Raw genomic sequence first — 23,711 nt, forward strand, 5'->3', positions numbered from 1 at the left:
GTTTAGAACCACAGCCGAACGCCGACGACCAGTCGGGCTTCGCTGCGGTCCTCGCCTTCGTCCCTGGCGTAATCGGCGGTTTTGCCGTAGGTGCGGTTCCAGGTCACGCCGATGTAGGGCGCGAATTCCCGGCGGATTTCATAGCGCAGGCGCAGGCCGGCTTCGGTGCTGGACAACCCGGAGCCGATGCCCCGTTGCGGGTCGTTTTTGCCGTAGACGTTGAGCTCGGCGGTCGGCTGCAGAATCAGCCGGTTGGTGAGCAGGATGTCGTAGTCGCCTTCAAGGCGTGCAGCGGTCTGACCGCCTTCGCCGATGAACGCGGTGGCCTCGGTTTCGAAGTTGTACAACGCCATGCCTTGCACGCCGAGCGCGGCCCAGGTTTGCGGGGCGCCGGGTTTGAAGTCCTGGCGCACGCCGGTCACCACGTCCCACCATGGGCTGATCGCGTGACCCCAGAGGGCCTGGACCTCGGCGTCTTCGGTTTTGCCATTGACGCGTTCGCCTTCGGAGCGCAGCCACAGGCGATCGATGTCGCCGCCGATCCAGCCGGACAGATCCCACGCCAATGCGCTGCCGTTATCGGCGTCCTGCCATTCGAGTTTGTCGGCTAGGAAGTAATAGTTGAGCGCACTGTCGTGCATGTCATGGCCGGCGGGGCTGACGAAAACGGCGGCACGGTCGGCGTCGGTCAATGCCGGGATCGGCGTGCGGCTTTGGGTCGGCGCGGCGGGCTGCATTTGCCCGTAATCCTCGCTCTGCATCTGGCTGTGGTCCATGCCCGGCATCTGGCTATGGTCCATGCCCTGCATGTTGTCGGTGGCGGCCATGGCCGAAGAGAGCGTCAGGCCCATGGTGACGAGGGTCAAAGTGATCGGAGTGAGTCTGGTCATGGGTAGCGCCTTATTCTTCCACGCGAACTTCACGGAACATGCCCATTTCCATGTGGTACAGGAGATGGCAGTGGTAGGCCCAGCGGCCGAGCGCATCGGCAGTGACCCGATAGCTGCGCTTTGATCCTGGCGGCATGTCGATGGTGTGTTTGCGTACCATGAACTGGCCGTTCTCGTCTTCGAGGTCGCTCCACATGCCGTGCAAATGAATGGGGTGAGTCATCATCGTGTCGTTGACCAGCACCACTCGAACCCGCTCGCCGTACTTGAGTCGCACGGGTTCGGCATCAGAGAACTTCACGCCGTTGAACGACCAGGCGAACTTCTCCATGTGGCCGGTCAGGTGCAGTTCGATGGTGCGGCCGGGCTCGCGGCCGTCCGGGTCTTCGAAGGTGCTGCGCAGGTCGGAGTAGGTCAGCACACGGCGGCCGTTGTTGCGCAGGCCGATGCCCGGGTCGTCGAGTTTTGGCGTGGTGCTCATGGCTTGCATGTCCACCAGAGGGTTGTCTTTTTCCGTGTCGGGATGGGATTGCATACCGGCCATTCCGGCCATGCCACCCATGGCCATGCTGCTGTGATCCATTCCGGCCATGCTGTCCATGCCCTGCATGTCGCCGCCGTCCATGCCCTGCATGTCACCACCGTTCATGCCTTGCATGGCACCGTGGTCCATCCCCGCCATGTCACCGCCCATGCTGCCGTGATCCATGCCGCCCATGCCCATGTCATCCATGGTCAGCAGCGGTCGCGGATCCAGCGCTGGAATCGGCGCCGACAACCCTGCCTTCACCGCCAGGGTGCCTCGCGCATAACCCGTTCGATCCATCGATTGGGCGAACAGCGTGTAGGCGTCCTGGGTCGGCTCGACAATTACATCGAACGTCTCCGCCACCGCGATGCGGAACTCGTCGACGCTCACCGGTTTGACGTGTTGGCCATCCGCCGCGACCACGGTCATTTTCAAGCCCGGGATACGTACGTCGAAATAGGTCATGGACGAGCCGTTGATAAAACGCAGGCGCAGCTTTTCGCCGGGACGGAATAGGCCAGTCCAGTTCATGTTCGGCGCCTGGCCGTTCATCAAGTAGGTGTAAGTGGCACCGCTGACGTCCGCCAGGTCGGTGGGGTTCATCTTCATCTCGGCCCACATCTTGCGATCGGCCACCGTCGACCCCCAGCCTTTCTCGCTGACGTCGTGGATGAAGTCGCCCACAGTGCGTTTGTTGTAGTTGTAGTAGTCCGATTGTTTCTTGAGTTTTTTCATCAGGCCGACGGCGTCTTCGTCGGTCCAGTCGGTGAGCATCACCACGTAATCGCGGTCGTATTGGAACGGCTCCGGCTCCTTGGCGTCGATCACCAACGGCCCATAAACCCCGGACTGTTCCTGGAAGCCCGAGTGGCTGTGGTACCAGTAAGTGCCGTTCTGCCGGACCTTGAACTGGTAGACGTACATGCCATCCGGTTCGATCCCGTGAAAACTCAGGCCCGGCACACCGTCCATGTTGGCCGGCAGCAAAATGCCGTGCCAGTGAATGGACGTGCTGTCCTTGAGTTTGTTTTTCACCCGCAGCGTGACGGTGTCGCCTTCACGCCAGCGCAGCAGGGGGCCGGGAATGCCGCCGTTGATGGTCATCGCGATTCGAGGGTTGCCGGTGATGTTGACCGGGGATTCGCCAATGAACAGGTCGAAGTCGGTACCGGCCAGCACATTCGGTTGGCCGGGGCTGGTGACCGCCCAGACTGGCGTGCGCCACAGCCCGAGGCCAGCGAGCACCCCGCCAGCGGCCAGGCCCTTCACAAAGGTGCGTCTTGAGGTGTTGGAATGCATGCCGTTTTATCCCGTCCGTCAGCCTGATGAAGCCCTCAGGTCCATCCTGAGCGGAAGGAAGAGAACTCAATGGGGAGGAGGCTAACGGGCGGTGCCTTTCAGCAGGCTGAGGCCAAGATTACAGTTTTGACAGTTTCACGCGGTGTTCAAGGACTGCTATTGGACCTGGACGAATCCGCCACGGTGGCGTTACCGCAATTGATATACGAAGAAGACTTCAACCAACGCTGATCCGGATAGTAGGAAAACAACAACTGCCCGTCTTTCATCGAGTCGATCAGCCGATGTGCAATCGCAGGCCTCACCGCAGGGCAGCCGAGACTTCTGCCAATCCGGCCATTGGCCCGCGCCAGGGCAGGGCTGACGTAAGGTGCGCCGTGAATGACGATCGCCCGTTCGAAGGCGTTGTCGTTAAAACCCGGTTCCAGGCCTTCCATGCGCAGGGAATAACCGTTCTGCCCGACATAGCTGGATTGGGTGCGGTACAAGCCCAGGCTGGTGGCGTAGCTGGCATTCTGATTGGAGAATTGGCTGGCCATGTTCTCGCCACTGTTGCGACCGTGGGCGACCAGTTCATGGAACAACAATTTGCGTTGTTTAAGGTCGAATACCCAAAGACGTTGCACCGTCGAGGGCAGGGAATAATCGATCACTGCGAGTCTCTGCACCGGGGACGTGCCTTGGGCCCGGCTGCATTGGGAGGCGCGAACGGCCAGGGCAATGACTTTGGCGTTGGCATCGGGGGCCGCTTTGACCAAGGCAGCTTCAAGCGAATCGGCGTAGGCTGCCGGTAATGAAAAAAAAGCAGTCAGCAGCAGGGCCGTCATTAAGCAGCCAAAGCGGTGTGGGGCCATATGCAAGTCTCATCTGAATATTTCGAGTCTAGCAGCGCGCACGACGCTAGCCGGTTGAAAACGGAAGATTAAGGATTATCCATGGCGCAGTTAACAAGGTTATTCGTCATAAGCCGCATGTTTTTTATGGGCTTTCTGATAAGCGGCACGGCGATCGCGCAAACTTCGCCGATTGAGCCGGTATCTCCCGTTAGCACTGTGGCTGAAGCGGCTCCCGGTGATTATGTTGGCCAAGCGATTCAGGCGGAGTTGGCGCCATTGAGTTCGGCGTTTCCGCCGCTGCTCACCTCGCCGCGTCATCAACGGGTCGATGTGAACCGAGTCGTGCTGGATTTTTATAGCCATCGTGGCTATCGCGCCGCCTGGACGGACGATGACGATGTCGCCCAGTTGTTGAAAAGCTTGGGTGATACCCAGGCCGATGGCCTGAACCCCGCGGATTTCCGGATCGCCGAGTTGGCCGAGGCCCACACGCTGATGCAGACAACCTCCCCAACCCCCGGGCAACGGGCAGCCTTTGATATCTCCGCCACCCGGACGTTCATCACGGCGCTGCTGCAGTTGCGGCGCGGCAAGGTCGACCCTTCGCGGTTGGACATCCACTGGAACTTCGACCCCGCCGGCGTCGATCCTCGGGAGGACGTCAATAAATTTTTTGCCGCCCTCGATAGCCATGACATTGCGCGCGCCTTTGCCCAGGCGCCGCCCCAAGAAGCGGTTTACGGCACGTTGCGCCATGGCCTGGCGCAACTGCGCAAGGTTCGTGATCGGGGTGGCTGGCCAAAGATCCCGGAAGGGCAGACGCTCAGGCCCGGCATGGACGACGCCTCGGTTGCTCTACTGCGTACGCGTTTGGCGGCGGGCGGTTATCTCGCCGCGCAAGGAACTGCTCGCACCGACTACGACGACACCGTCACTGCGGCGGTGAAGAAGTTTCAGACCGAGCAATACCTTGGGGCGGACGGCGTAGCGGGGCCGGCGACGCTCGCGGAGCTGAATGTACCGGTCGAGGCGCGAATCGATCAGGTGCGGGTGAATATGGAGCGGGCGCGATGGCTGCTGTACAAGCTTCAGGGCACCTTCGTCGTGGTCGATATCGCCGGGTATAAAGTCGCGTTCTATCGCGATGGCAAACCGATCTGGCGCTCACGGGTGCAGGTCGGTAAACCGTTTCGCAGCACGCCGATTTTTCAATCCGCGATCACCTACGTCACGTTCAACCCCACCTGGACCGTACCACCGACGATTCTGCTCAAGGACATGCTGCCGAAGATTCGCGACAATCCTGGTTACCTTGAGGCAAGCCGGATTCGCGTGATCGATCGAGATGGCAATGTGCTTGATCCGTCCACTGTCGATTGGGACAACCCGCGCGGTCTCACCTTGCGGCAGGATGCGGGCTCGGATAACTCCCTGGGGCAAGTGGTGATTCGTTTTCCCAACGAGTATTCGATTTATCTGCATGACACGCCGCATCGCGAGTTGTTCGCCAAATCCAACCGCGCGACCAGCTCCGGCTGTATTCGGGTAGAAAACCCGCTGCAATTGGTGGAGCTGTTGTTCAACGATCCGGTTCACTGGAACAGCGAAGGGATTCAAAAACAGTTAGCCAACGGCAAGACAGAGAACATCAGGCTCCCGGTGAAAGTGCCGGTGCTGTTGGCCTACTGGACGGTGGACCTGAGTCTTGATGGACGCGTGACATTCAAGCCCGATGTGTATGGCTATGACTCCCCGGTACTGCGGGCGTTGAATCTGCCTTCGGAGCGGCCGGCGCTGGACGGGAGGCGAGCGGCGCCTCCCTCGGTAGCGGCGGAGCAGAGCAATTTGTAGGCCTTAAAGCCCCAAGCCTTCCTGCACGGCCAGCAGCAAATTGTGTTCCGTCAGCGCGATCGCATCCGGTTGTTGTCCGGATTGTTCGCTCGCCTGGAGCCACCACTGCGTCTCGCCATGTTCGTTCACGGTTCGTAACAAGGCGAGTTCCTTGCCTGTCGAGTGGATTTCGATCCGCCCGGCACCGTCGACGGTGAAGCGCGCGACGGGATCGAAGGTGATGCCGTGGTGGTTGCCTTCGATCAGCAGTTGGTCGATGGCGTAATCGTAAGTCGCGCCGTCCGGCGCACTCTCGAATACATGAGTGGAATTGCGTCGCAGCTTCAGGCCCACCTCGATCAGTGGTTGCAGCCAGGCTTCGATCTGGTGATACAGCTCGTAGACCTGGGCAGGCCAGCTGTCGATGGCTTGATCGGCGATGGTCGCGTCGGCACTGGTTTGCCGGGATTGTTTAAGCTTCGCGGCGAGCTCGTCTACCTTACTCATTTCGATTTCCTGTCGTGATGTCAGTTAATCGTAGCTCCTTCAAGGTCATGTGGTTTTGCCTTGCGTCATGGGATTAAAACACAACCTTTTATCCCTCAATCCTCTGTTTATCCCGCACAACCCCGTAGACTACGCTCAAAAAATAAGGGCTTTGGGCCGTCGCCCATGTCTTACCCTTCCAGGACTCACTTTTGCCTATCCCCATTCACGATCCGCAGCACGCGTCCGGCGGTGCCTTGAAGCGACTGCCTTTGCTCAAGGCTGCGGTGCTGTTCATTGCGGCGGTATGTCTTTGTCTCTGTGGGCTGCTTTACCTGCAACTGGAGCAGTCGCGTCGGCATGACCTGGCGTTGGCCGAGGTGTCGTCGTCGAACCTGACCCGGGCCATGGCGCAGCAGGCCGAAGACACGTTCATGAAGGCCGATCTGGTACTGACCAGTCTGGTGGACTGGATTCAGGCTGAAGGTTTCGACGCTGCCCAGACGCCACGCCTGCAGAAAACCTTCGCCCGGCGGGTGCAGGCGCTGCATCAGTTGCACGGGATATTTCTGTTCGACAGGCAGGGGCAATGGGCCGTGACGTCGTTCGAGGATCTACCCCGCGGGGCTGGTGTGGCGGATCGCGAGTATTTCAGGTTTCACCAGCAAAACATCTCAACCCTGGCGCACATCGGCCCGGCCATTCGTAGTCGGGAAAATGGCGAGTGGATCATTCCGGTTTCCAGGCGGATAAACGATCAGAGCGGTCATTTCCAGGGTGTGTTGCTGGCCGGGATCAAGATGTCGTACTTCGATCAGTTCTTCAAAAGCTTCAGCCTCGACGACAACGGCGCGATGTTTTTGGCATTGACCGATGGAACACTGCTGGCGCGGCGGCCGTTTGTGGAATCGCAGATCGGCAGGTCATTGGCTAAGGGCGAGATTTTTCAGAAACTCTTGCCCAACGCCACGTCCGGCAACGCCATGATCGACTCAGTGGTGGATGGCATCCCTCGGCTGTATGGCTATCGTCAGCTCGATGCCTATCCGGTGGTGGTCGCGGCGGCATCCTCCAAAGACGCGGTCCTCAAGGACTGGTACGACACGGCGATTCAATCCGGTGTGATCGTCGCTCTGGTTGTCCTCGGCGTGGGGTTGTTCGGTTGGGTGTTCATTCATCAGGTTCGCGCGGGCGAGCGCATCGAGGCGGATTTGCGTGAGGCGCAGAAAACCCTGGAGCTGATCGCCACCCACGACAGCCTGACCGGGTTGGCCAACCGCCGCTTGTTCGAACGGGCGCTGGAGAAAGAGTTCGGGCGCGGTGCCCGGCGGTCGAGCTCGCTGGGCCTGATCATGCTCGATATCGATTACTTCAAGCGCTACAACGACACTTACGGTCATGTGGCCGGGGACCATTGCCTGGCTGAAGTGGCGCGGGCCCTGAAGAGTTGCTGTCACCGCAAAGCCGATCTGGCGGTGCGCTACGGCGGTGAAGAGTTCGCGGTGTTGCTGCCGGACACCGACATTCATGGAGCACTGACGATCGCCGAGCAAATCCGCCGCAGCGTCATGGACAAAAACATCACCCACAGCGGTTCGCCCACGGGCTATCTGACGGTCAGTCTTGGCTGTTATTCGTTTGTGCCGACGGCGCACGACAGCACCGAAGTGTTGATCAAGCGCGCGGATGCGGCGCTGTACCAGGCCAAGCATTCAGGGCGAAATCGCTCGGCGGTGTTGTCGATGGAAGGGGGCGTCGAGGCGCTGATGCGCTCGGATCGATGACGCTTGCGACCATCGATGGGCAATGGTTCTTGTGACCGGTTCTTCAAGTGCGGCAATGACTTGCGTTATCCAGGAGCGATGATCGGGCATGCCTGCTATGGTCAGTGCAGAGAGCCTGGCTGTCACACCTGACCGACCGGCCCAACGGTCTCATTCCGATCGAGCAATCGATTGACAGGATCAAGTGCATGGATTTGTCTGCCGTTACCACCGCTGCACCTGCGCGCCATACCCCGATTACCCGCAACCTGATGTTGGTGGTCGGTCTGTTGTTTGTGGTTGGGGTGCTGATCGCGCTGATCGCCCTGTTCAGTATTGCCGGGCGGCTCGATGCCGAGGATCTGGCCAAGACCACGTTTTATACCCAGCGCGCGCTGGAAAACCGCATTACCTCCACGAAAAACTACATTGCCAGTTATGCCAACTGGACGTCGGCCTATGATCACCTGAACGGCGAGGTCGATGTGGAATGGGCCTACGTCGAGCAGAACCTGGGTAAGACCCTGTTCACCATGGACCACTACGAGGGGGTTTTCGTGGTCGATCCCCAGCGAACAAAATACGCCGTGGTGCGTGGGCTTCAGGTGCAGGACGAGGCGGCGGCCTATCTGTCGACCTCGATGGCGACGCTCATTGACGAGGTTCAGGGTCAGGAGAACCTCATCAAGCCCGTCAGCCACTACACCTTGTTCGAGGGCAAACCCGCGCTGCTGTCGGCCGCCGCGATTGTGCCCAATGACGAACGCCCGGCGGTCGATCCCAAAAGCACTTCGGTGCTTATATACGTTGACCAGCTGAACCCTGAAAAGCTCAGCGCCTTGAGCGTCGATTACGGTTTGCACGACTTGAGCCTGACGCCCGACAACGTCATCGCTCCCGGTCAGCCCGCTATTGCCCTCGCTGGCACCGGTTACAGTCTGGTCTCCCGGCTCCAGCGGCCGGGTCATCAATTGCTTTGGTCACTGCTGCCGCCACTGGGCGGGGCGCTGCTGGTTCTGGCGTTGTTGACCGCTTATTTCTTTCGCTATGTCCTGCGCACGTCCGGGCATGTGGATGCCAGTTACACCAGCCTCGATTTGTCGAACCAGGCACTGGAGGCCAGTGAAGAGCGTTTTCGTGCGGTAGCCGAGGCCGCGTCCGACTGGATCTGGGAAATCGACGACCAGCATTGCATCACTTATCTGTCGGGACGCTTCAGCACCGTCACCGGGTTCTCCGATCAGCAGTGGCTGGGACAGAACATCGGGCAATTGCTCAATTGCGATACGACGCCGTTGTCGCTGTGGCTGAACAAACTCGATGAAGAGCAAGCCGTCAGCCATTTGCGCTGTTCCTACCGCGATCAATCGGGGCAACAGCGGGTCTGTCGGGTGTCGGCACGGCCGATCCAGCGCAAGGGCGCAGTGCTGGGCTATCGCGGAACGGCCAGCGACATCACCGACGAAGTCGCCGCCCATGCGCAGATCCAGCATCTGTCGTTGCACGATGCCCTGACCGGCCTGCCGAACCGCAACAAACTGGCGCGTTTTCTCGATGAGGCGCTGGCACTGAAAGAGCAGTCGACGGCGCTGACGTTGTTGATGATCGACCTGGATAACTTCAAGCCGATCAACGATTCCCTCGGCCACCCGGCCGGCGATGCAGTATTGCTGGAAGTCGCCACCCGTTTGCGCGAGAGCACACGAGAAATTGATCTGGTCGCCCGACTGGGGGGCGACGAGTTCGTGCTGGTGCTCCATGGCATGGACAGCCACGCGGAAATCGACCGGTTTTGCGAGCGCTTGCTCGACAGCCTGCATCAGCCGATTCACTACGACCATCACTCGCTGCACATCGGCGCGAGCATCGGTATCGCCTTGAGCCGGCGCCAGGGGCATATTCCACAGGAGCTGATTCGGTGTGCCGATATCGCGTTGTATCAGGCCAAATCCGATGGCAAGAAGACCTGGTGCTATTTTGCCGCGCACATGAACGATCAGATCCAGCATCGCCGGCAACTGGAAAACGACCTGCGTCGGGCGATCAAGAACAACGAATTCGTGATGCATTACCAGCCGCGTTATCACGTCGATGGCAAGCGCATCGTCTCGGTCGAAGCGCTGCTGCGCTGGCAGCATCCAGTGCAAGGCTTGTTGAGTCCCGACGCGTTTATCCCGCTGGCCGAGCAAACCGATCTGATCGTGCCATTGGGCCGCTGGGTGCTACGCGAGGCGTGCGAGACCGCTCTGACCTGGCCCGGTGCGATGATGGTATCGGTCAACCTGTCACCGGTTCAATTCGCCCGTAGCGATGTGATCGAGGACGTGCGCGAAGCGTTGATCCAGACCCGCTTGCCCGCCAGTCGGCTGGAGCTGGAGATCACTGAAAACGTGATGCTCATCGACGTCGATGGCGCCTTGGCGACCATGAATGCGCTCAAGGAGCTGGGCGTGCGCCTGAACATGGACGACTTCGGCACCGGTTATTCCTCGCTGGGTTACTTGCGCACGTATCCGTTCGACGGGATCAAGATCGACAAACGCTTTATTTCGTCCATGAGCAGCGGCAGCAATGATCGCGCCGTGGTGCAGGCGATCATCAACCTGGGCAAGGCGATGGGCCTGACCGTCACTGCAGAAGGTGTCGAGACGCTGGAGCAACTGGACTTCCTGATCTCGGATCAGTGTCATGAAGTGCAGGGTTTTTACCTCAGTCGTCCGGTGGACAGGTATGCGCTGCTGCCGTTGCTCAAGGTCTCGCAGGAAGATTTCCCGCTGCAGAGCGCGCACCTTTAGTCGCCTGTTACATCCGCCGCGGCAACTGCCGGGGCAGCCCCCGGTCACAATTGGATACCGCCCATCCGGCGCGAGCATCGGATTATGAACAACCTGAAAATCGCCACCTTCAACGTCAACGGCATGCGTGCACGCCTGCCCAATCTACTGGCGTGGCTGGCGCGGGAGCAGCCAGACATCGCCTGCCTGCAGGAACTCAAATCGGTGGACGGGGCATTCCCTGCCGCTGAGCTGGAGGCGGCCGGTTATGGCGCTATCTGGCAGGGCCAGGCGGCGTGGAACGGGGTGGCGATTCTGGCGCGCGATGCGCAACCGCTGGAGCGTCGGCGTGGTCTGCCGGGCGATGACAGTGACACCCATAGCCGCTACATCGAAGCGGCCGTGCACGGGGTTCTGGTGGGGTGTCTGTACTTGCCCAACGGCAATCCGCAGCCGGGGCCGAAGTTCGATTACAAACTGGCGTGGTTCGAGCGGCTGATCTCGTACGCCAAGGACCTGCAGAGCAGCGAGCATCCGGTGGTGCTGGCCGGCGACTACAACGTGGTGCCCACCGATATGGACATCTACAACCCACGCTCCTGGCTCAAGGACGCGCTGCTGCAACCCGAGAGTCGTGCGTGTTATCAGCGTCTGCTGGATCAGGGCTGGACTGATTCCCTGCGCCATCTGTATCCAGAGGAGCGGATCTACACCTTCTGGGACTACTTCCGGCAGCACTGGCAGAAAAACTCGGGACTGCGCATCGATCATCTGCTGCTCAATCAGGCAGCGAGTCCTTATCTGCGAGAGGCCGGCGTCGACGCCTGGGTTCGCAACGAGTCTCATGCCAGCGATCACGCGCCGACGTGGATTCGATTGGGTTCACGCAAACGGCGATAGTTTTGGCGTGAGCGGCGATTGGCGAAATCAATTATCGGCCCGAGCACTTTTTCCCTTATACATGGCGGCCATCGGCGGAGCGATCCGCGGGCTCCATGCATAAGGATTGAGCGATGAGCGAACCACGACTGACAAATCTTGCGCTGTACCTGCAACGCCTGGGTTTCGACGCGCCCCCGGCGCCGACCCTGGAAGCCCTGCGTCAATTGCAGTTGCGCCACACCGGTGCTTTTCCGTTCGAAAACCTCACCACGCTGCTGGGTCAAACGGTACTCATCGACCTGCCGTCCATCGAGCAGAAAGTGTTGCACGACGGTCGCGGTGGCTACTGCTACGAACTCAACAACCTGTTCCTGGCCTTGCTGCAGACGCTGGGGTTCGAGGCGCGCGGCATCACCGGTCGCGTAGTCATGAACCAGCCCGAAGGCGCATGGACCGCACGCACTCACCGCTTGAGCCTGGTGATCCTTGACGGCGTGCGCTACATCACCGACGTCGGCTTCGGCGGCATGGTGCCCACCGCACCGCTGATCCTCGACACCGAGGACGAACAGCTCACTCCCCACGAACCCTATCGCATCGAACAGCATGCAGACGGTTACACCCTGCGTGCCAACGTCGGCGGTGAATGGCGGGCGATGTACATCTTCGATCTGCAACGTCAGGAAGACATCGATTACACCCTCGGTAACTGGTACGTCTCGACTCATCCTGAATCGCCCTTCGTCAAACAATTGATGGTGGCGCGGACGGGGGAGGGATGGCGACGCACGCTGAACAATGGCAGTTTTGCCATTCACCGCTTGGGCAGCGAGAGCGAGCGGCGGCAGGTGACGGATGTGGATGAGTTGATCGGGTTGCTGGAACGTGAGTTCGACATTCGGGTGCCAGCGAAGGAGGCGTTGGAGCCGGTGCTGGAGCGGTTGATCGAGCCGGTGCCGCAGGCAAACTGAGCACCACGCGAAGGGCGGATCTGATCAATCCGCCCTTTTTTATTTGGCCGACTCAAGCGGTTTGTGTCTAGGAACGAACTTCTAGCTCCATCACGTGATGGATTTCGCTGAGGGCCTCTGACAATTTTTTCTCCAGGCTTTTCAGCTCCGAGGCGGTTATGCCTTTTTTGAAATGCCCGACGTTTGTACCTGCGGTGTTCTCATCGGGCTTCGCCGCTTTGCCTTTATCGCTGAGCAACACCTGGCGCAAAGTATTGTTGATCACTGTCTGGTAGCCATACCCCTCGTTTTCTGCCAGAGCGCGTGCAGCCTCTATGACGACATCGTCGAGCATGATGGTGATTCGGGTCTTGCCTTTGCTTGTGGCAATTGCTCCACGCTTGGCGTTGCTGAAGTCGTATTCGTCTTTCATCGTTCAAGCCTCCAAATAGTGGCGACGCTCGCCTTTGGTGGCGACGCGTGCGGAAATGATTCGCACGAAATTCGGGTCGCGATAGGTGTACGCAACGACCAGCAAGCGACCTTTGGCATCCAGCCCCATGATGATCCACCGCTGCTCATCATGATGGTTGTCCTGAAAAGTCAGGGCTCGTTCGTCATAAAACACCGGTTCTGTCTCTGCGAGGCTGATGCCTTGATGTTTTAGTTTGTTGGCCGCGTTCTTTGCCCTGTGATACTGAATCTCGAATGACTTCATTATGCATACTTTATATGTATAAGCGAGGAGGCGTCCGTGCCGACGGTCGCTTGGAAAGCAAAAGATTAGCGGTGAGGAGGGATAGGGGCGCAGGGAAGTATTTCAAGACGTTTGGGGTTGGAGGCGCTATGGCCAAAGGGTGGCGTGGACAAGTGTCCATAATCTGACTGGGTAGTTGTATACAACTCTATAGACAGTTGTCCTGAGTATTGAATACAGTGTGCGCATAACAAAAACCAGGGAACCCCCCAACCATGAAAACGCCCCATGTTTCACACCAGCGGCCTGAGGACGAAAACCTTGGGATCGGCGCGAATATGGCTTATGGCCTGCAACACGTTCTGACCATGTACGGCGGTATCGTCGCGGTGCCTTTGATCATCGGCCAGGCGGCCGGGCTCTCGCCGGCAGACATCGGTTTGTTGATTGCTGCTTCATTGTTTGCAGGGGGGCTGGCGACATTGCTGCAAACCCTGGGTTTGCCGTTTTTCGGTTGTCAGTTGCCGCTGGTGCAGGGCGTGTCGTTCTCCGGCGTTGCGACCATGGTCGCGATAGTCAGCAGTGGCGGGGAGGGTGGCTTTCAGTCGATTCTCGGGGCGGTGATTGCCGCGTCGTTGATCGGTTTGCTGATCACGCCGGTGTTCTCAAGGATTACCAAGTTCTTTCCACCGCTGGTGACGGGCATTGTGATCACCACTATCGGCTTGACGCTGATGCCGGTGGCCGCGCGCTGGGCCATGGGTGGCAACAGCCATGCGCCGGATTTCGGCAGCATGGCGAACATCGGTCTGGCGGCGATGACGCTGGTGCTGGTGTTGCTATTGAGCAAGATCGGCAGCGCGACCATTTCCCGTTTGTCGATCCTCTTGGCGATGGTCATCGGCACGGTCATCGCTGTGTTCCTCGGCATGGCGGATTTCTCGTCCGTTACCCAAGGGCCGATGTTCGGCTTTCCGGCGCCGTTCCATTTCGGCATGCCGACCTTCCACTTCGCCGCGATCCTGTCGATGTGCATCGTGATCATGGTGACCCTGGTGGAAACCTCGGCCGATATCCTCGCCGTCGGTGAAATCATCGGCACCAAGGTCGACTCAAAACGCCTGGGCAACGGTTTGCGTGCAGACATGCTGTCGAGCATGATCGCGCCAATCTTCGGCTCCTTCACTCAGAGCGCCTTCGCCCAGAACGTCGGGCTGGTGGCGGTCACCGGGATCAAGAGCCGTTTCGTGGTGGCCACCGGTGGTGTGTTTCTGGTGGTGCTTGGGTTGCTGCCGTTCATGGGACGGGTCATCGCCGCCGTGCCAACCTCCGTACTTGGTGGCGCCGGCATCGTGCTGTTCGGTACCGTCGCCGCCAGCGGCATTCGGACGCTGTCCAAGGTCGACTACCGCAACAACGTCAACCTGATCATCGTCGCCACTTCCATCGGTTTCGGCATGATCCCCATCGCCGCCCCGAACTTCTACGACCACTTTCCCAGCTGGTTCTCGACGATCTTCCACTCGGGCATCAGCTCCTCGGCGATCATGGCCATCGTGCTGAACCTGACCTTCAACCACCTCACGGCCGGCAACTCGGACCAGCAATCGGTGTTTGCCGCCGGTACAGAGCGGGTCTTGCGTTATCAAGACCTGGCGGCGCTGCGGGAAGGGGACTACTTCAGCGAAGGTAAACTGCGCGACTGCGACGGGAATGAGATTCCGGTGGTGGAGATGGACCATGGGCACGCCGATTTGCGGGCGGTGCATGCGAAAAGCAGTGAGCATGTCTAAAGATAGATAGTCAAAAGATTGCGGTCTGCGATCTTTTGACTTTATGGCAAACACAAAAAAGCCCCTGAATCTTTCGATTCAGGGGCTTTTCGGTTTTGCTGTCTGGCTCCACGACCTGGACTCGAATAGAAAAATAAGCAAATGTTTTACAAAGACATTTTACAAAATATATAAAAATTATATCCCTAAGGCTATCCTAATTAATCCGAGACTTTATGGAAACTCCTGGGTCACTATGAACACCGCAGTTGCGTCCATCCCGCTTACCGATCATTGCATTAGTTTGACAGTTTTTATAATGTGACACGCGTCTATGCTGGCTAAAAAATGGCACTGACGTTGACCATAGTTTGCTCTAGTCTTCGGCGATTCAGTTAGCCATCACACCTTTTCAATTAGCAACAGCTGCTATCGTGGGTCGATCCCAAGATGCTGCAAGACAAACCCTGGCAATCCAAGCGCAAGCTCACACAAGGCATGATGATTGGATGCTAACGAACAATGATCGCTCGGAAAAATGAAAATATCTTGCCGGGCAAAATAAAAGACAGATATGCCAGGCTCTTGATAAACGCCCGCCTATAGCTGACAAGGTTCGCTGAATAGCGACCCCAAAAGAACGATTAGCCGGAGATTCAGCAGCTTTTTCTCGTCCTTTTTTGTGAGCTGGCACGATCTGCCCGGTCCGAGAAGTTGGCCGCAACGGATATAAACGACTACGCGCAAACCTTGTGGGCCTGCACGTAGCTTATCGATTGGGGGCACGCAACCAGGTTCACAGATGCCGTGACACCCCATCCGTCAGATAGCCTCGGGTAAGTTCTGAGCCTTTTCCGGCGGCTTGATTGAGCCGATGTACACCGCGAAGATAGTCAGTAGCGCGCCGGCAATCTGTAGCGAGGAGCTTGCCTTACCGAGAAAAGCGACGTCGATGAAGTAAGTGATCACCGGTTCGAGCAGCAGGATCAGTCCGGCCAGCCCCAGGCTGATGGCGCCGATCGAACGATTGACCAGCAGCCAACCGACGAATTGCACCAGTACCCCGTAAATCACCAGCATCACCAAGGTTTGTCCGTCCACGATGGCCAGGCTTTCCCCGGTCGCCAGCGCGTATACCAGCAATACCAGGGCAGCCCACAGACTCAAGTTGAGCATCTGCGCAATCTTGTCACCGCCACCATCAGGCAGCTGAGTGTTGATCTTCAGGAAGTACACGCAAATGGCATACGCCAGCCCCGACAGCACCCCATACACCACGCCTTTGATCCCGACTCCGCTGGTCATCTCCGGCAACAGCAACAGGTACAGCCCGACGAAGGCCAGCGAGATGGAAATCAGGAAGTAGATCGAGGGCTTTTCCTTCAACAGGTACAGCCCCAGCAAGGTCATGAAGAACACCTGGCAGTTGGTCAGGATCGATCCGATGCCCGGGCCAACGATGTAGATGCTCTGATGCCACAGCACCAGGTCGATCGCCAGAAATACTCCGGCCAATGCGGTGTAGAGCTGGGCCTTGGCGCTTTTCAGTCGCACCGGCGTCTTGTGCACCTTGAGGAGCAGGAAGAACAGGATCGAGGCGATCAGCATCCGATAGAATCCGGCACCACCGGCGCCGATATGGGCGAAAGCCACCGCCAGTGCTGACAGGCTGAGCATCAGCCCGCCGATGGTCAGCTCGATGATTGCCCGGTTGTTATTAGTCGACATGGGAGACCTCATTGGTAAAGCGCAACGTATCTGTATCAGTGTCCGATTCGCTGGACGAGGGGTATTCCAGTACCTGCTGCATGGCCTCAAAAATGCTCGCCAGTCCGGTCTGCAGGGTTTCTGCGTCGATGGTCAGGGCCGGCATCAACTTGAGCACCTGATCTTCCGGGCCGCAGCGCTCGATGATCAATCGGCGCGCAAAGCACGCGCGCGTGACCGCGGCGGTCAATGACGCATCGTGGAACTCGATGCCATAAAACAGCCCGCGCCCACGCACCTGCTTGATATGCACCGCGAAGCGCTCGGTGACCTTGGCGAACCAGGTCTTTAGGAGCGTTTCATTGGCCTGGATGTGCTTGACCAGACGGTCGTCGCTCCAGAATTCCTGCAAGGTATTGGTCGCTGCGACGAAGGCCAGGGTGTTGCCACGGAAGGTGCCGTTGTCTTCGCCGGGCGACCATTGATCCAGCTCTGGACGATGCAGCAGCAGAGCGAACGGCAGTCCGTAACCACTGAGGGATTTCGACAGGCAGACCATGTCCGGGGTGATACCGGACGGCTCGAAACTGAAGAAGGTCCCGGTGCGGCCGCAACCGGCCTGGATATCATCGATGATCAGGAGGATGTCGTGCTCGGCCGTCAGTTTGCGCAAGCGCACCAGCCAGTCGGCGGACGCTACGTTGATCCCGCCTTCGCCCTGAATGGTTTCCAGAATCACCGCCGCCGGAAGATCCATGCCAGAGCTGTTGTCGTTCAGCAAACGTTCGAAATACTCGACGGAATCCAGACCTTTTAGGTAACCGTCGTAGGGCATGCGGAACACATATGGGTCGACGCCAGGTTGGCGATTATCGCGGTTGCCGGTCAGCCCCAGCGAGGTGTTCGACATCCCGTGAAAGCCATTGGTGAACGCTACGATGTGCTGCCGCCCGGTGACCTTGCGCGCCAGTTTGATGGCCGACTCCACCACGCTGGTGCCCGTGGGCGAGGTGAACTGCATTTTGTAAGACAGCGCCCGTGGCTCAAGAATGATCTTGCGGAAGTTGAAGAGAAACTCCTGCTTGGCCCGGCTGTGCATGTCCAGCGCCGCCTGGATCCCGTCACGCTGCAAGTAGTCGATTACCGCTGCCTTGACCGGTTTAGGGTTGTGACCATAGTTGACCGAGCCGGCGCAACTTAGAAAGTCGATGTAGGCCTGACCCTTGAGGTCGTACAGATAGCTGCCCTGAGCCTGGTCGAAGACCACGGGGAAACTGCGGCAATAACTTCGCGCCTGGGACTCGACCTCGGCAAATATACCCAACTCATCCATTCCTGAAATTTCCATTTACGGCCTACTCATATAAGGGGTCGAGGTGCGTGCGATTAAAGGCGACTCAGGCGATTTTTTCTGCGGCGTCTTCCAGCCCCAGTTGTTCGCTCAACGACGTGAAAATGTCCCGGGCCCGCAGCGACAACAGGCTGAAGGAGCCTGCATCGCCGTAGCCGTGGGACGACTCGCACAAGCCATTGAGGTAAAGCGCCGGTAAGTTGCAGCCTGTGCGCGCGGACAGGCGATAATCACGTCCGATGCGAATCACGCCCTGGGCATCACAGTCCAGGCTTTCGGCCAGGTCGCGCAGAATGGAGGGGAAACGTTCGTCTTGTGCGCCGGTGCCCAGATTGCGGAATCCGGTAGCCAGCACGACAGCGTCCAACTCAGGCAGTTGTTCGGTGGTCCCGGCCTGGGTGTCGAGTAGCGTCAGCGAGTAGCTGTGCCCGGTGGCTGTGCAAGCCTGGATGTCGCTGAAACTCTTGATGGTGATTCTGTTTTTGCCCTGCAACTTGTCTTCATACATGCCTACATACAACTCCGAGATCACGTCGGCGTCGGCGGCGGAGTAGTTGGTGTAATGCAAGTGGCGGTTGATGTTCTTCTTCGCTTCGGCGGAGCTGTTGTAGTACTGGTCGACAAAGGACGGGAAGTACACGTGCTCGCTGAACTGGCTGGTGTCCTTGAGGCGGAAACCGTAGCCGCGCTGGATGTTGATGATCTCGAGGTGCGGGTAGCTATGGCGCAGGTGCAGCATGATCTCGATCGCACTCTGGCTGCCGCCCACTACCGCGACCCGCTTCAACTCGCGCTGTTGCGCTAGTTGCGCCAACCGCCCGAGGTACTGGGTCAAATGGAAAACCTGGTCGGCGGCGCAGTCGGTGAATGCCTGCGGGATCACGGGTGTCCGCCCGGGTGCGACGACCAGCGAGCGGGCAAAAAACTTGCTCCCGGTTTGCGTAGTCACGCAATATAGGTTGCTGACAGGGTCTGCCTGAATCGATGTCACGGCCTGGTTGTAAACCACGTCTTTGGCAAAGAAACCCGCGACCCAGCGCACGTACTCGGCGAATTCGCTGCGCAGCGGAAACTCCAAACCAAGATTGAGGTGCTCGAAAAGCCGATCATTTTCGAACAGGAAGTTGGTGAAGGTGTAGCGGCTGCGCGGGTTGCGTGGCGTCACCAGATCGCGGCTCGGATGATTCTGGATATCGCTGCCCGACAGCATCATCTCCGGTTGCCATTTCGTACTGCCCTGGCGCTCCAGGAACAGGCGTGTTCCGGCAAAGCCTAATTCTTCCAGGGCAATGGCCAAGGCGATGTTCGCGGGCCCAAAGCCTATACCGATGACATCGTAGACTTGCCCGTCACGCCCTGAATCACTGGTATTAACTTTATGAACGCTCACAGCTTTATCCCCATTTATTACAAAAGTCAGACTCGGCAAAGCAGAAAAGCCCCTGAGGTCTTTCCTGCATGCGGTCAACAAAAGTTGTTTGTAGTTATCTTTAATCGATATCGGTAGTGCTGTTCTTTAAACTTCTTGTGCGGCCAGCTTCAACCATTGTTGTACCGGTGCATACGCCAGGATGTTGTCGACATATCCCTGCAGTTGTGCCGGTATGGCAATGCCATAACGCCGGAAACGAAATACCACCGGAACAAACATGGCATCGACAATGCCGAAGTCGCCGCAGAGGAACTGCTTCGAACCGCTCAGCGCGCGCAGGTTGTTCCAGATATCGAACACGCGCATGACTTCTTCACGCGTCTCGGCGGTAAGCGTTTCAGGGGTATCACCGGTGTTCAGGCCGAACGACATCTGTGTGCGCAGGTGAGTGAAGCCGGAGTGCATCTCCGCCGCTGCGGCGCGGGCGAGTGCTTTGACCTGCGGGTCCTGGGGCCAGAGGTTGGCGCCAGGATAGGCGTCGGCAACGTATTCGCTGATGGCCAGGCTGTCGTTGATCACTATGCCATTGAGTAACAGTGCCGGGACTCGGCCAGAAGGCGAGTGTTCGAGGATTTGCTGGCGGGTGTCGCTCTGTTCCAGTTTCAGCTGAAGGGTTTCAAACGAAACGTCGGCTGTCACAAGAACCAGCCACGCACGAAATGACCATGACGACTTATTAAAATCCCCAACTACCAGTTTTGTAGACATCGCATCCCCTAGCTTGTTTTATGAAATAGGTGCTAAATTTAGCGACCTTTTTTTCATACGTATTGCACAAAACTGGACAATTGATGGACGGGATTCGCAGTGATAAAGCGCCTCAAAAAGATAAGGATTTTGTTCAATTCTGGCGTATACCCGAAGGCGACTGCGAGTTGCTATCTGCGCGTTATAGTACCCAATCTTTCGGCCGACATTCACATGACCGATACGCTATCGGCGTTATAAGTAGCGGTGTTGAAAAGCTATTTTATCGCGGCAGTTACTACATTGGGGTCGCTGGCAGTGTGGTCACCATTACCCCTGGGGAGATCCACGACGGCTTGCCAGGCCACGATGAGGGCTGGATGTATCGAATGCTCTATATCGACCCCGAATGGGTCAATCGCGTGGTGCTTCAAGGGCGCTTTTCAGACGATCATATTCATCTTTTTCAAACAGCTCTGAGCCAGGCCCCCGACTTCGCCCGGATCTTTTTGCATCAACATCAACTCATTGAAAAATCCCCATCCAGTCTTGAACGGGAAACTATCCTTCTGGATCTGGTGACAGAGCTTTTCGAGCGCAGCGGAGCGCCCATCGAACCAGTCAGTGCGGCTGAGCAGCACGCAGTGCAAAAGATCAAGAAGAAGCTCGAAGACGAGTTCGACAAACATCTGTCGCTGGAAGAGCTGGCGCAACTGGTGAACCTCGACCCTCTTTACCTGATCCGGGTGTTCAAAAAAAGCGTTGGCATCTCCCCCCACAGCTATCAAATCCAGAAAAGAATCGCCCAGGTCCAAAAACTGCTGCGCACCGGGTCCAGTCTCGCAGAAGCGTCATTCACTTGCGGCTTCTTCGATCAAAGCCACATGACCCGGGCCTTCAAAAAAGTAGTCGGCATTACACCTGGCAGTTTCCGTAACAGCAGTGCCTGAGCCTGTAAGTGCCATCCTGGATGTTGATCTTGCCGTAGTGCTCGGCCTCACGTTTTAAGCGCGTTAAGTCGGCCAAAATGGCCTCGCGCAGCCGCATGCCGGTGGCTCGCGCCAATAGAGCGATGGCCGCGGCACGAGAATGCTGTTCGCAGAGCACGTCGACGATGCGCTTCACGTGTTCGCGGTCCTGGCCTTGCGGGGCTGCTGTGCGGACGGTTGTGCGCTGCATTCCCAACGCCTTGCTCGGACTCACCACCTTCACATGTTGATCACCGCGAAGCGCAGCCATGGTCCGGTTCACGCTGGACAACCGGTTTTGCGCGGTCGCGATGCCGATAGCTCCTTGTTCGACTTGCCGCCGCAGATACCCGGCGTAGTCCAGCAAGGTCTGCCGAACAATTTTTCGCGCATCGTTGCACCCTGGCCCATCCTCCGAACGACACCAGCGCACAAACGTCTGCCACCGATCACTGTGCGCTTTGACAGTCCCATAATACCCGCCGCCAAACAGATCTTTTAGCGCTTGCGGCCCTGCATAGCTCAGTTGCCGGCCATAGCCAAAATTGCGTCTATTTCGCCTGCCCACCAGTGCCATGATTGAACTCCTCTCGAAGCCAATACGTTTAAAACCTTCCTCACGTCATCCCGCCACGAATGTTGAGTGTTATCAGGGATCAAGGCCCCTGCGACCTGCGAGGGTTGTCCACTAACGCGGGACTGGCGGCTCTTTACGACCGGGAGCTTGGGCATCTCAAGATCTGGCCTCCTGAACACTTCCGCAGAAGTGGGCGGGTGGAGACTGCACTGGCTGACGAAACCGGCGCTGCGAGATCCTGAGTCGGGTGAAGGCAGTGAAGCGATGACCGGGGCATGCCTGACTGTCAGTCAGGTGCACTCCATTCCGTGGGCTGCGGCACCATCATCTGTATCGCCGTTGCTGGTGACTTCGGTGTTTGTCACGCCGATTGTCACGAGGGGGGATGCCGCAAAGCCTTGTACGAGTTGGGCTGCAGCAGCGGTAGGAGCGCCCGTCTCTTTCCAAGAGAAAAAGACGGGCGTAGGTTGGCGCAGTGAAATGGCCAGGCGGATAGGTTGCTGCAGGGCAGCTGGGTAGGGGGATGTATTTGCCGCAATGGCAATGATCTGAAGTAGGCATCCATCACTTGGTGAGTGACCGTGCGAGCCGCCGGACGCTAATCGCACTTTGGGAGAACCACCACGATGTGGCGTAGCCTTAAAGGTTTTGGCTACCTGGGTTGCTGTCAGCGACAGCGCTTTACCCGACCTTTTCTACGCCTGTGGAGAATTAGGGTCAAGGCTCGAATTTTGGGGAGTTCTTCGGCTGTGAATGGAATTAGCCACTAATGGAAATCAGTGGCTCTCCACAGGTAATTGCGTGGGCTTTAGATTTTGTAAATGAGGTCCATCCAAACAGGGCGGCTTTGCAGCCCTGTTTGGATGGACCCGCGTGGACAAACGGATCACTGAGATATGAGGACCGAGCACTTATTCAGTTGCGCCACGTTTTGCTTTTAGGCGAGTGACATTCGCACCCGTCTGATTGGCGAATTCGCGTGGGCTGACATGTTTCTGCTGATTAGCCTCAAGGTAGCGACTCCACCAGTTCATGATCAGCCTGCGTTCCTCGATGAACTCGGCCTTATGGATGTAAGCGGCGCGGACGTTGTTACGTTCCTTGTGGCTCATCTGCCGCTCGATGGCTGTGTCCGTCCACAAACCTGACTCGATCAGTGCGCTGCAGGCCATCGAACGAAACCCGTGCCCGCAAATTTCGGATTTGGTGTCGTACCCCATCTTCCGAAGCGCGCTGTTTACCGTGTTTTCGGACATTGGTTTCCAAGACTTAGTATCGCCTGCGAACACCAAGTCAAATTTGCCTGTGATTACGTGGATCTGCTCGAGCAGGGCGATCGCTTGCGGCGATAAGGGTACAAGATGGATATCGCCCGCCATCTTCGTACCCCTTGTGGAAAAGGGTACGCCTTCCAACGCTGGTCGCGTGTCGGGTATTTCCCAGACGCCACGTTTGAGGTCGAACTCGCTCCAGCGGGCGAAGCGCAGCTCGCTGGAGCGTACAAACACGTGCAGCGACAGCAAGACCGTCAGCCGGGTAAGTGCGCGGCCTTTATAGGTGTCGATCCGTTCCTGCAATTCAGGCAAACGAGATAAGGATAAGGCGGGGCGGTGGACGACCCGCGAGGCTTTGATCGAGCCTACGAGGTCGTAAGCAGGGTTTACGGCGATAAGCCGGAGGCGCTTTGCCTCGCGCATGATGCTCTGCAGGTAGTTTTGTATCCTTAAAGCAATGTCTATCGTTCCGCGCTTCTTAATCGCGTCCAGGGGCCGCATAAGGTCGTGGGTATCAAGGTCGACAATGGCGCGTGCGCCGATCAGCGGGAAGAGATGAGTTTTGAGGCGACTCATCACTGTCTTGGAATAGTCCGGTGCCCACTTGGCTGACATTTCCGTGTGCCAGCCGAGGGCAACGCTTTCAAAGGTGCGGCCTTTGATCAGAGCGTCCGCCTTGGCTTGGTTCTTGGCTCCTATAGGGTCAATGCCATCCGCCAGCATTCGCTTGACCTCCAAGCGTTTGCGGCGCGCATCCGCGAGGCCAACGATGGGATAGTTGCCGAATGAGGTCAGTCCTTCCCGGCCATCAGGTTTGACGTATCTGAGACGCCAGCCTTTTCGGCCATTGGGTTGGACTAGAAGGTAAAGGCCGTCGCCGTCGAAAAGCTTGTAGGCGTGGTCTGTGGGCTTGGCCGAACGGCAAGCGGCGTCGGAGAGTGGAGCAGTAGTGCGCGACATAAGGGTACTCCCTTTTATCGAACTGACCTTTATCCCAAACTCTACCC

General features: G+C 58.0%; 18 protein-coding genes and 1 pseudogene. 7 read left to right on the forward strand and 12 right to left on the reverse strand.

Going from position 1 to position 23,711, the window contains the following annotated elements; translation table 11 throughout:
- Positions 1-2: 2 nt before the first annotated feature.
- From FFH90_RS11325 to FFH90_RS11335, 3 genes are all read right to left on the reverse strand, one after another.
- Positions 3-890 (reverse strand): copper resistance protein B, encoded by an 888-nt coding sequence (locus FFH90_RS11325; protein ID WP_111453779.1) that lies wholly within the window; start codon positions 888-890, stop codon positions 3-5.
- A 10-nt stretch (positions 891-900) separates the two neighbouring features.
- Positions 901-2,718, reverse strand: a complete 1,818-nt coding sequence (locus FFH90_RS11330) for a copper resistance system multicopper oxidase (RefSeq protein WP_138867193.1) — start codon at positions 2,716-2,718, stop codon at positions 901-903.
- A gap of 146 nt (positions 2,719-2,864) precedes the next feature.
- Positions 2,865-3,572 (reverse strand): murein L,D-transpeptidase catalytic domain family protein, encoded by a 708-nt coding sequence (locus FFH90_RS11335; RefSeq protein WP_018928119.1) that lies wholly within the window; start codon positions 3,570-3,572, stop codon positions 2,865-2,867.
- Between the two features lie 81 nt (positions 3,573-3,653).
- Here FFH90_RS11335 and FFH90_RS11340 point away from each other — a divergent pair, with 81 nt between their 5' ends.
- Positions 3,654-5,405, forward strand: coding sequence for a murein L,D-transpeptidase (locus FFH90_RS11340; RefSeq protein WP_138867194.1), 1,752 nt, complete (start codon positions 3,654-3,656; stop codon positions 5,403-5,405).
- A gap of 3 nt (positions 5,406-5,408) precedes the next feature.
- On the opposite strand, the gene FFH90_RS11345 is transcribed toward FFH90_RS11340, so the two are convergent.
- Positions 5,409-5,891, reverse strand: coding sequence for a hypothetical protein (locus tag FFH90_RS11345; RefSeq protein WP_018928117.1), 483 nt, complete (start codon positions 5,889-5,891; stop codon positions 5,409-5,411).
- Positions 5,892-6,082: 191 nt separating this feature from the next.
- On the opposite strand from FFH90_RS11345, the gene FFH90_RS11350 reads away from it, so the two are divergent.
- The 4 genes from FFH90_RS11350 to FFH90_RS11365 all read left to right on the forward strand — a co-directional run bounded on the left by FFH90_RS11350 (position 6,083) and on the right by FFH90_RS11365 (position 12,260).
- On the forward strand, positions 6,083-7,654 hold the full coding sequence (locus tag FFH90_RS11350) for a GGDEF domain-containing protein (protein WP_064616978.1): 1,572 nt from the start codon (positions 6,083-6,085) through the stop codon (positions 7,652-7,654).
- Between the two features lie 188 nt (positions 7,655-7,842).
- Positions 7,843-10,428, forward strand: a complete 2,586-nt coding sequence (locus FFH90_RS11355; protein WP_111453782.1) for an EAL domain-containing protein — start codon at positions 7,843-7,845, stop codon at positions 10,426-10,428.
- 84 nt (positions 10,429-10,512) lie between these two features.
- A complete protein-coding gene (xth, locus tag FFH90_RS11360) occupies positions 10,513-11,307 on the forward strand; it encodes an exodeoxyribonuclease III (RefSeq protein ID WP_138867195.1) in 795 nt (264 codons plus the stop codon).
- Positions 11,308-11,420: 113 nt separating this feature from the next.
- Complete coding sequence (locus tag FFH90_RS11365; RefSeq protein ID WP_138867196.1) at positions 11,421-12,260, forward strand: arylamine N-acetyltransferase; 840 nt, start codon at positions 11,421-11,423, stop codon at positions 12,258-12,260.
- A gap of 67 nt (positions 12,261-12,327) precedes the next feature.
- Here the strand turns inward: FFH90_RS11365 and FFH90_RS11370 are convergent, their stop codons facing one another.
- Together FFH90_RS11370 and FFH90_RS11375 are read right to left on the reverse strand one after the other, a co-directional pair.
- Positions 12,328-12,672, reverse strand: a complete 345-nt coding sequence (locus tag FFH90_RS11370) for a BrnA antitoxin family protein (protein WP_064616981.1) — start codon at positions 12,670-12,672, stop codon at positions 12,328-12,330.
- Positions 12,673-12,675: 3 nt separating this feature from the next.
- On the reverse strand, positions 12,676-12,957 hold the full coding sequence (locus tag FFH90_RS11375) for a BrnT family toxin (protein ID WP_111453785.1): 282 nt from the start codon (positions 12,955-12,957) through the stop codon (positions 12,676-12,678).
- 254 nt (positions 12,958-13,211) lie between these two features.
- Here FFH90_RS11375 and FFH90_RS11380 point away from each other — a divergent pair, with 254 nt between their 5' ends.
- Entirely contained in the window at positions 13,212-14,729 is a 1,518-nt protein-coding gene (locus FFH90_RS11380) for a nucleobase:cation symporter-2 family protein (protein WP_026286581.1), read from the forward strand.
- Positions 14,730-15,530: 801 nt separating this feature from the next.
- Here the strand turns inward: FFH90_RS11380 and FFH90_RS11385 are convergent.
- The 4 genes from FFH90_RS11385 to FFH90_RS11400 all read right to left on the reverse strand — a co-directional run bounded on the left by FFH90_RS11385 (position 15,531) and on the right by FFH90_RS11400 (position 19,906).
- On the reverse strand, positions 15,531-16,436 hold the full coding sequence (locus FFH90_RS11385; protein ID WP_096480691.1) for a DMT family transporter: 906 nt from the start codon (positions 16,434-16,436) through the stop codon (positions 15,531-15,533).
- Complete coding sequence (gene ectB / locus FFH90_RS11390; protein ID WP_052965506.1) at positions 16,426-17,748, reverse strand: diaminobutyrate--2-oxoglutarate transaminase; 1,323 nt, start codon at positions 17,746-17,748, stop codon at positions 16,426-16,428. The genes FFH90_RS11385 and ectB overlap by 11 nt, the downstream gene beginning before the upstream one ends.
- Before the next feature lie 64 nt (positions 17,749-17,812).
- On the reverse strand, positions 17,813-19,156 hold the full coding sequence (locus FFH90_RS11395) for a SidA/IucD/PvdA family monooxygenase (protein ID WP_138867197.1): 1,344 nt from the start codon (positions 19,154-19,156) through the stop codon (positions 17,813-17,815).
- A 126-nt stretch (positions 19,157-19,282) separates the two neighbouring features.
- A complete protein-coding gene (locus FFH90_RS11400) occupies positions 19,283-19,906 on the reverse strand; it encodes a glutathione S-transferase family protein (RefSeq protein WP_052965508.1) in 624 nt (207 codons plus the stop codon).
- Positions 19,907-19,989: 83 nt separating this feature from the next.
- On the opposite strand from FFH90_RS11400, the gene FFH90_RS11405 reads away from it, so the two are divergent.
- Positions 19,990-20,835 (forward strand): AraC family transcriptional regulator, encoded by an 846-nt coding sequence (locus FFH90_RS11405; RefSeq protein ID WP_096480690.1) that lies wholly within the window; start codon positions 19,990-19,992, stop codon positions 20,833-20,835.
- Positions 20,836-20,842: 7 nt separating this feature from the next.
- On the opposite strand, the pseudogene FFH90_RS11410 reads toward FFH90_RS11405, so the two are convergent.
- Both FFH90_RS11410 and FFH90_RS11420 read right to left on the reverse strand, forming a co-directional pair.
- Positions 20,843-21,430: pseudogene (locus tag FFH90_RS11410) on the reverse strand (integrase); the annotation flags it as partial.
- A gap of 911 nt (positions 21,431-22,341) precedes the next feature.
- Positions 22,342-23,664, reverse strand: coding sequence for an integrase arm-type DNA-binding domain-containing protein (locus FFH90_RS11420; protein ID WP_138867198.1), 1,323 nt, complete (start codon positions 23,662-23,664; stop codon positions 22,342-22,344).
- Positions 23,665-23,711 lie beyond the last annotated feature (47 nt).

The sequence above is a fragment of the Pseudomonas sp. ATCC 43928 genome, from assembly GCF_005938665.2.
Classification (GTDB): Bacteria; Pseudomonadota; Gammaproteobacteria; order Pseudomonadales; family Pseudomonadaceae; genus Aquipseudomonas.